2 protein-coding genes are annotated in these 1,439 nt (G+C 46.6%); one reads left to right on the top strand and one right to left on the bottom strand.

The window, feature by feature from the left end; genetic code table 11:
• A partial coding sequence (locus R7P72_RS24345; protein ID WP_318110873.1) for a LacI family DNA-binding transcriptional regulator occupies positions 1-421 on the bottom strand: 421 nt, incomplete at its 3' end.
• Between the two features lie 379 nt (positions 422-800).
• On the opposite strand from R7P72_RS24345, the gene galE reads away from it, so the two are divergent.
• The coding region (galE, locus tag R7P72_RS24340) for a UDP-glucose 4-epimerase GalE (RefSeq protein ID WP_318110872.1) at positions 801-1,439 on the top strand (639 nt) is incomplete at its 3' end.

The raw sequence follows: 1,439 nt of genomic DNA, 5'->3' as shown, positions 1-1,439 counted from the left end.
AGATGCTATCGGCCAGGCGTTTAGGTAACTTATTGACCAACTTTTGGTCGACTTTCCCGACTAAAAGGACACCCGTAATCTTTTGCGTTTCAACATCAATTTCGCTGTTGTAGCAATTGGTTAGCGTAATGCCGAGTTTGTCGCACTGAGTTTCAATCCCATGACGAATCGACAAGTAGTACGGATCGTTCACTTCTGCTTCTTGTTTGTAATTGTACAAGGCCAAAAAGTGATGTTTTTGCTTGGCTTCTTTGGTGGCTTTCTTCGAGCTGCTGGTGCGGTACTCCAGCTTTTCTGCGATTTCTAAAATGCGGCGTTTGGTTTCTTCTTTAACGCTCAACGTCGGATCGTCATTCAAAACTCGCGATACGGTTGCAAGTGAGACGCCCGCTTCAGTGGCGATATCTTTTAGTGTTGCCATGTACATTTCCCGTTGGCATTGCTCACAGTCCAAGTGAGAACTCAATAATCTGGCTATTGTAAACAGCTACTTAGGGATGCACAAACTTTTAGTAAAATCGTGCGATCCACGAAAGAGAGCGGTATCTGCTCGACTCATCTTCACTGCTCATCATCCTTCTGGTTTAATTTAACTAAAGTCAGCATCTAAAATAAGGCTTTTTTGTAATTTTGTGGAAACGTTTACACAATTTGAATTCGATCACGGATCTGGATCGAGATTGGTTGCTAGACTTTTAGCCAGTTAAGAAATGGGCGTACCGATTCGATGCAATGGCGATTGGCTTTTAGCGCATCAGAGTGAGGTATGAACAGAAAGCAGCAAACGTGGAGAAGTAAAAGTGAAAGTTCTTGTCACAGGCGGTATGGGATACATCGGTAGTCACACTTGCGTTCAGATGATTGAAGCGGGAATGGAACCTATCATCGTTGATAACTTGTGTAACGCCAAACTGGAAGTGTTAAACCGTATTGAAGCGCTGACTGGCAAACAGCCTGCGTTCCACCAAGGTGACATCCGTGACGAAGCCTTTTTGGATACGGTATTCGCGCAGCACGACATCCAAGCCGTGATCCACTTTGCTGGCCTCAAAGCGGTTGGCGAATCGGTGGCAAAACCACTTGAGTACTACGACAACAACGTCAATGGCTCATTGGTGTTAGCGCACAGCATGCGCAAAGCGGGCGTGAAAAGCATCGTATTCAGTTCATCGGCAACGGTTTACGGTGACCCAGAAATAGTGCCGATTACGGAAGATTCACCAACAGGCGCAACCACCAACCCATACGGACGCAGCAAATATATGGTGGAGCAGTGCTTAAGCGATCTGTTCCATGCTGAAAACGATTGGAGCATCACCTTACTGCGTTACTTCAACCCTGTTGGCGCGCACCCATCGGGCTGCATGGGGGAAGACCCACAAGTCATTCCCAATAACCTGATGCCATTTATCGCCCAAGTCGCTGTTGGTCGCCGAGAA

The organism is Vibrio sp. Vb0888, from assembly GCF_033338835.1.
In the GTDB taxonomy this organism is placed as follows: Bacteria; Pseudomonadota; Gammaproteobacteria; order Enterobacterales; family Vibrionaceae; genus Vibrio; species Vibrio alginolyticus.
This window is presented reverse-complemented; position numbering and strand designations above follow the sequence as displayed.